The organism is Serratia sp. ME47 (assembly GCF_903970925.1).
GTDB classification, from domain to species: domain Bacteria; phylum Pseudomonadota; class Gammaproteobacteria; order Enterobacterales; family Enterobacteriaceae; genus Serratia; species Serratia ureilytica.
This window is the reverse complement of sequence record NZ_CAJCKE010000011.1, coordinates 148,716-155,020: the sequence shown is the minus strand read 5'-3', so window position 1 is coordinate 155,020 and position 6,305 is coordinate 148,716. Positions and strand designations below refer to the sequence as shown.

Here is a 6,305-nt window from a genome sequence, read left to right as displayed (position 1 = left end):
ATCTTCACCCCATTGCTCGGGGTGATGGCTGCCTCGGGAGTATTGAAGGGGTTGCTGGCGCTGAGCCTGGCCTGCGGCTGGCTGCTGGAAAGCAGCGGCGCCTTTAAAATGTTGTTCGCCGCCAGCGACGCATTGTTCTATTTCTTCCCGATCATGCTCGGCTACACCGCCGGGAAAAAATTCGGCGGCAACCCGTTCGTCACCATGGCGATCGGTGGCGCGTTGACGCATCCGCTGATGATGGCGGCGTTCGAGGCGGCGCAACAGCCGGGCGCGGTGCGCGAATATTTCTTCGGCATTCCGCTGACTTTTATCAACTACAGCTCGTCGGTGATCCCCATCATCTTTGCGGCCTGGGTGTCCTGCCGTCTGGAGCCGTTGTTTAACCGGGTGATCCACAGCGCGCTGCGCAATTTCATCACGCCGCTGCTGTGTCTGGCGATCACCGTGCCCCTGACCTTCCTGCTGATCGGCCCGGCGGCGACCTGGCTCAGCCATCTGCTGGCCAACGGCTATCAGGCCATTTACGCCTTCAACCCGATCATCGCCGGCGCTTTCATGGGGGCGATGTGGCAGGTGTGCGTGATCTTCGGCCTGCATTGGGGGCTGGTGCCGTTGATGATCAACAACCTGAGCGTGCTGGGGCGCGACACCATGGTGCCGCTGCTGCTGCCGGCGGTGATGGGGCAGGTCGGTGCCACGCTGGGCGTGATGCTGCGCACCCGCGACGCCAAGCTGCGGGCGCTGTCCGGTTCGGCCATCGGCGCCGGGATTTTCGGCATCACCGAACCGGCGGTGTACGGCGTCACCCTGCCGAACAAGCGTCCGTTCATCTTCGGCTGCATCGGCGGCGCGTTGGGCGGGGCGGTGATCGGTTACTTCCATACCTCGGTCTACTCGTTCGGCCTGGTGAACGTGTTCACCTTCGCGCAAATCATTCCCAACGGCGGCATCGACGCCACGGTGTGGGGCGCGATCGGCGGCACCCTGCTGTCGTTTGTGTTCGCCGCGCTGGCCAGCTACCTGTTCGGCGTCGCGCCGGCGGAAGAGACGGCGCCGCCTGAAGCCGCCGCGCCGCTTAACCGCAAGCAGGCCATTCTCAGCCCGATCGCCGGCGACATCGTGCCGCTGGAACAGGTGAACGACGCGACCTTCGCCAGCGGCCTGCTGGGGAAAGGGGTGGCGATCGCGCCGCAGCAGGGGCGGGTGGTGGCGCCGGTGAGCGGCAGCGTGGCGTCGCTGTTCAAAACCAAACACGCCATCGGCATCGAATCGGACGACGGCGCGGAGATTCTCATCCACGTCGGCATCGATACCGTGAAGCTCGACGGGGCGCATTTCACCGCCCACGTGCGGGAAGGCGAGCGGATCGCGCCGGGCGATCTGCTGATCGAGTTCGACCAGGCGGCGATCCATGCCGCCGGCTATGACACCACCACGCCGATCATCATCAGCAACAGCGATGACTACGTGGACGTGTTGACCAGCGGCCTGTCTCCGGTGCAGGAACAGGCGCCGCTGCTGACTTTATTACGTTAATTGAGGAGCAAGCGATGAACGGCAAGTTTCCGCAACATTTTCTGTGGGGCGGCGCGGTAGCGGCGAACCAGGTAGAAGGCGCGTATCAGGCCGACGGCAAGGGGCTGTCGACCTCCGATCTGCAGCCGCAGGGCATCTTCGGCGCCATCACGCCGCGCACGGCGGGCGACAGCGGCATCAAGGACGTGGCGATCGATTTCTATCATCGTTACCCGGAGGATATCGCGCTGTTCGCCGAGATGGGTTTCAAGTGCCTGCGCACCTCGATCGCCTGGACGCGCATTTTCCCGCAGGGCGATGAAGAGACCCCGAACGAAGCCGGGCTGGCGTTTTACGATCGGCTGTTCGATGAGATGGCGAAATACGGCATTCAGCCGCTGATCACGCTGTCGCACTATGAGATGCCTTACGGTCTGGTGAAGCGCTACGGCGGCTGGGGCGATCGCCGCACCATCGATTTCTTCGAGCGCTATGCGCGCACCGTGTTCGAACGCTATAAGCACAAGGTTAAACACTGGCTGACCTTCAACGAGATCAACATGTCGCTGCACGCGCCCTTCACCGGGGTTGGCCTGCCGCAAGAGAGCGACAAGAGCGCCGTCTATCAGGCGATCCACCATCAGCTGGTGGCCAGTGCCAGAGCGGTGAAGGCCTGTCACGAGATCGTGCCGGAGGGGCAAATCGGCAACATGCTGCTGGGCGGCATTCTGTATCCGCTGAGCTGCAAGCCGGAAGATCTGCTGGAAACCCAGCGGCAAAACCGCGACTGGCTGTTCTTCGGCGACGTGCAGGCGCGCGGCTATTACCCGGCCTACATGCAGCGCTTCTTCCGTGAAAACGGCATTCAGGTGGCGATCACCGAGGAAGATCGGCAAACGCTGCGCGAAACCATCGACTTCATCTCGTTCAGCTACTACATGAGCGGCTGCGTTACCGCCGACCCGGAGCAGTATGAAACGGCGCGCGGCAACATTCTCGATATGGTACCAAACCCGCACCTGGCCAGTTCGGAGTGGGGGTGGCAAATCGACCCGATCGGGCTGCGCTACCTGCTCAACGTGCTGTACGACCGCTATCAGAAGCCGTTGTTCATCGTCGAGAACGGGCTGGGCGCCAAAGACCGCGTCGAGGCCGACGGCAGCATCAACGACGACTACCGCATCAACTACCTCAATGACCATCTGGTACAGGTGGCCGAGGCGATCGACGACGGCGTCGAGGTGATGGGCTACACCAGCTGGGGGCCGATCGATCTGGTCAGCGCCTCGAAGGCCGAAATGTCGAAGCGCTACGGCTTCATTCACGTCGACAGAGACGATGCCGGCAACGGTAGCCTCGAGCGCCGCCGCAAGAAGAGTTTCTACTGGTATCGCGATGTGATCCACAGCAACGGCGCCAGCCTGAAAGACCGACGCTAACCCTTCAGCCCGGCGGCAAGCGCCGGGCGTTAACTAACGTTATTCGCTGCTGTTCATGATGGGAAATTCTCTCCCAGGGAATGCTGTTGCCCGCAGTCAGCCGTTATGCGGAGAAATATAATAATGATGAAAAGCTTATTACCTCGTTCCATGACCCTGGCGGCGCTGGCGCTGCTCTGTAGCCAGGCGCAGGCGGAAACGCTGCAAATCGGCAAGGACGTTGAAGCTCCCACCGCCAAATGGGAAGGGGTGGCGCTCGGCTTTGAACCGCCGCAGCCTGGGCTGTTGGGGGATATGCTGGGGATCAGGCCGATCCTGGAGGATCACGGTTTCCACTATAATCTCGGCTACCTCAGCCAGCTGTCGTATAACGCCGGCGGCGGTTACAACCACGATAAACAGGCGTCGTACATCGACCAATTTTCGCTGACCTTCAGCCAGGATCTGCAGGCGCTGACCGGCATTCCGGATGCGGCGATCGAAGGCAATATCGTCAACCGCAACCATGACAACAACCTGACCCGCGATCGGCTGCAGGATCCGCGCGTCGGCCTGACCGATCTGTCGCAGGAGAGCTTTGGCGGGCAGTCGATCACCCGGCTGGGCTGGTTGACCTTCAGCCGTTCTTTCCTCGACAGCCGGCTGCAATGGCGTATCGGCATGATGAACAAGGTGCAGGATTTCGATCAGATCATCCCCTGCGATTTTCAGACGCTGACGCTGTGCGGCGGCAAGTCCGCCAACTCGTTGACCTGGTACAACTGGAACGTGCATTACTGGGGCACCACGCTGCAATACAAGCTGACCGACGGCCTGACGCTCAAGGGCGGCGTGATGGAGCAGAACCCGAGCGCCCCCAGCCGCAGCCACGCCTGGAGTTGGTCCACCAAAGGCAGCAAAGGCTTCCTGTTGCCGATGGAGCTGGAGCTGAAAACCCACGCCGTCAACCAGCTGCCGGGGGTGTATAACCTGGGCGTGCTGTTCACCAACGCGCGCCAGCGCGATCTTTATGAAGGGGTGTCCGGCGGGCCGGGCGCCAGCGATCCGCAGGGCTATCGCAGCCACGATCGCACCTGGTTCCTGTATACCGGTTTCAACCAGCAGATGACGCGCCATGCGGATGACGTCAACCGTGGCCTGAGCGTGTTCTACAGCCTGGGGCTGGGGGATCAGCGCAGCAACTACCTGCACTGGTCCACTTCGACCGGCATCCGCTATCGCGGGCTGTTCGATGCGCGGCCGGACGACTGGCTGGGGCTGGGCGTTTCGGTGGTGAAACTGAGCGACCGCTATAAAGACAATCAGCGTTACCTCAACGAGATGAGCGGCATCAGCGATTATCACGATCCGAACTACCGGCCGGTGCCGGGCCACTCGGTGACGGCGGAGCTGTACTACCGCGTTAACGTCACGCCGTGGCTGCAGCTGCAGCCGGGCCTGCAATACTGGCATCATCCGGCGGGCGTCAGCGAGACGCAGGACGCCTGGGTGACGGCGTTGAAAACGGTGGTGACCTTCTGATCAGGCCGCGTCGTTCTCGCGGTAGCGCCGGCGGGCGTGCTCAAACCAGCTGGCCGGCACGTTGTGCGGCGGCTGCTGTAATCTGAGCAGCCCCTGTTCGACGATATGGCTGGCCTGGCGCCACAGCGTCGGGTCGCCTTCGGTCAGCACTTCCAGCAGGCGCTGTTTCTCGATCAGATAGGTTTGGGCGAAGTGGCTGTCGTAGTCCAGCAGCGAGCGGGTGTTGTCGATCAGATCCGCCAGTTTGATGGTTTTGGCCTGCGGCGATGCGCCGGCGCTGTGGCGCCGATCGCGGTTTTTACGCTCGAAGCGATTGCCGTCCTCGGCGTGGCTGACGTTGGTTAACATCCGCACCAGCTCCGCTACCTGCGGCCCAAAGTGGCTTTCGATATCGCCGAGGGTGGTGGGCGTGTCTTCCACCGTGTCATGCAGCCAGGCGGCCGCCAGCATCTCTTCGGTGTGCGGCACGCTGCGCACCAGCTCCATGACCGCCTGCGGGTGGACGATGTACGGATCGTTGGTGTATTTGCGGCGCTGATCGATGGCCGCATGCGCCTTGGTGGCGTAGCGGCGCGCGCGTTCTGCAAGCGTATTCGTCATTTCCTTTCCCTCCCGGCATCCTCTGCATGAAAAAAATGTAGCATACCTCACAAGAAATAGCTTGCGATTACATCGTGCGCTATCTATATTCACTCACATGAAAAGCACCGATACCGAACAACCCAACGCGAAGAACCTGCTGCTGCTCGATCAGCAGCTCTGTTTCGCGCTGTACTCCGCCAACCTGGCGCTGCACAAAGTCTACCGCAAGCTGTTGAATCAGCTCGAGCTCACCTACCCGCAGTATCTGGTGATGATGGTGCTGTGGGAACGCGATCGGGTGACGGTATCGGATATCGGCGAGCGGCTGTTCCTCGATTCCGCCACGCTGACGCCGCTGCTGAAACGGCTGGAAACCGCCGGTTTGCTGGTGCGCTATCGCGCCACTACCGACGAGCGCCAGGTGATCATCGCGCTCACCGAAGCCGGCCGCGCGCTGCGTGAACGGGCGCAGTCGGTGCCCGAGGCGGTGATGTGCGCCACCGACTGCAGCCTGGACGAGATCGTCTCGCTCAAACAGCAGCTGGAAAAGCTGCGCGGCAGCCTGATCGATCAGATTTGACCCACCGACGCCGGACGCAAGAACGACAGGGGTGGTCTACACTGGTTAATAAGCGTCAAAAATAAGTAGTGCACGATTTAATCGTAAAAGATATATATGTGACCGGCTACCCCTCGCGGGGGCCGTTGTCATCTCGCCAACCAGCAAGAAGGAATGAACGATGTCTATTGAGAAAGTGGTTTACCGCGCTCACGCCACCGCAACCGGCGGCCGCGACGGCCGTGCGACCTCCTCCGACGGCGTGTTGGACGTGAAACTGGGCGTACCGAAAGAGATGGGCGGCGCCGGCGGCGAAGTCACCAACCCCGAGCAGCTGTTCGCCGCCGGTTACTCGGCCTGTTTCCTCGGCGCGTTGAAGTTTGTCGCGGCGAAAGAAAAGGTCAAAATCCCGGCCGAAGCGAAGATCGACGGCACCGTCGGCATCGGTGAAATCCCGAACGGCTTCGGCATCGAAGTGCAGCTGGATATTTCGCTGCCGGGCATCGAGCGCAGCGTGGCGGAAGATCTGGTGAAAAAGGCGCACGTGGTGTGCCCGTATTCCAACGCCACCCGCGGCAATATCGACGTTACGCTGAACGTTAAGTAAGTTTTTTGCCGACACCATGGAAAAAATGGAGGGTTTATCCCTCCATTTTCTTTGATATCCCGTCTGAAAAGTGCTCAAA

Annotated in this window: 6 protein-coding genes; 5 read left to right on the top strand and 1 reads right to left on the bottom strand. The window is 61.3% G+C overall.

The window, feature by feature from the left end:
* The 3 genes from H7A77_RS13395 to H7A77_RS13385 form a co-directional block, all read left to right on the top strand.
* Positions 1 to 1,539 (top strand): glucose PTS transporter subunit IIA (locus H7A77_RS13395; protein ID WP_182074299.1); only part of this gene is annotated, 1,539 nt, incomplete at its 5' end.
* A 14-nt stretch (positions 1,540 to 1,553) separates the two neighbouring features.
* Entirely contained in the window at positions 1,554 to 2,957 is a 1,404-nt protein-coding gene (locus tag H7A77_RS13390) for a glycoside hydrolase family 1 protein (protein ID WP_033645069.1), read from the top strand.
* Between the two features lie 150 nt (positions 2,958 to 3,107).
* Complete coding sequence (locus tag H7A77_RS13385; RefSeq protein ID WP_370528325.1) at positions 3,108 to 4,478, top strand: carbohydrate porin; 1,371 nt, start codon at positions 3,108 to 3,110, stop codon at positions 4,476 to 4,478.
* Here the strand turns inward: H7A77_RS13385 and H7A77_RS13380 are convergent, their stop codons facing one another.
* Positions 4,479 to 5,078 carry an HD domain-containing protein gene (locus H7A77_RS13380; protein WP_033652280.1) on the bottom strand — a complete coding sequence of 200 codons (600 nt, stop codon included), beginning with the start codon at positions 5,076 to 5,078 and terminating at the stop codon, positions 4,479 to 4,481.
* Between the two features lie 97 nt (positions 5,079 to 5,175).
* Here H7A77_RS13380 and H7A77_RS13375 point away from each other — a divergent pair, with 97 nt between their 5' ends.
* On the top strand, positions 5,176 to 5,640 hold the full coding sequence (locus H7A77_RS13375) for a MarR family winged helix-turn-helix transcriptional regulator (RefSeq protein WP_033645067.1): 465 nt from the start codon (positions 5,176 to 5,178) through the stop codon (positions 5,638 to 5,640).
* Between the two features lie 160 nt (positions 5,641 to 5,800).
* A complete protein-coding gene (locus H7A77_RS13370) occupies positions 5,801 to 6,226 on the top strand; it encodes an organic hydroperoxide resistance protein (protein ID WP_004934114.1) in 426 nt (141 codons plus the stop codon).
* The last annotated feature ends 79 nt before the right edge of the window (positions 6,227 to 6,305 follow it).

Coding starts and splice junctions, on each gene's coding strand:
- H7A77_RS13390 (WP_033645069.1), top strand. CDS start 1,554: ATGAACGGCAAGTTTCCGCAACATTTTCTGTGGGGCGGCGCGGTAGCG.
- H7A77_RS13380 (WP_033652280.1), bottom strand. CDS start 5,078: ATGACGAATACGCTTGCAGAACGCGCGCGCCGCTACGCCACCAAGGCG.
- H7A77_RS13370 (WP_004934114.1), top strand. CDS start 5,801: ATGTCTATTGAGAAAGTGGTTTACCGCGCTCACGCCACCGCAACCGGC.
- H7A77_RS13385 (WP_370528325.1), top strand. CDS start 3,108: ATGACCCTGGCGGCGCTGGCGCTGCTCTGTAGCCAGGCGCAGGCGGAA.
- H7A77_RS13375 (WP_033645067.1), top strand. CDS start 5,176: ATGAAAAGCACCGATACCGAACAACCCAACGCGAAGAACCTGCTGCTG.